This window comes from Blastococcus sp. DSM 46786 (assembly GCF_900109665.1).
In the GTDB taxonomy this organism is placed as follows: Bacteria; Actinomycetota; Actinomycetes; order Mycobacteriales; family Geodermatophilaceae; genus Blastococcus; species Blastococcus carthaginiensis.
Genome location: NZ_FOAO01000017.1, coordinates 119,046 through 119,508 on the forward strand (window position 1 = coordinate 119,046; position 463 = coordinate 119,508).

Genomic DNA, 463 nt, shown 5'->3' on the forward strand with positions numbered 1-463 from the left:
CGGAGCGCTGCGGACGGTCACCCTGGGGACGGCGGTCCTGCCAGTCACCACGGGGACGATCCCCCTGAGGACGGCGGTCCTGCCAGTCCCCGCGGGGCCGGTCACCCTGCGGGCGGTCCGAGCGCAGCGGGCGGTCCGAGCGCTGCGGGCGGTCACCCTGGGGACGGCGGTCCTGCCAGTCCCCGCGGGAACGGTCACCCTGCGGGCGGTCCGAGCGCTGCGGACGGTCACCCTGGGGACGGCGGTCCTGCCAGTCCCCGCGCGGACGGTCGCCCTGCGGGCGGTCCGAACGCTGCGGACGGTCACCCTGGGGACGCCGGTCCTGCCAGTCACCACGGGGACGATCCCCCTGAGGACGGCGGTCCTGCCAGTCCCCGCGCGGCCGGTCACCCTGCGGGCGGTCCGAACGCTGCGGGCGGTCCGAACGCTGCGGACGGTCCTGCCAGTCCCCGCGGGGACGGTC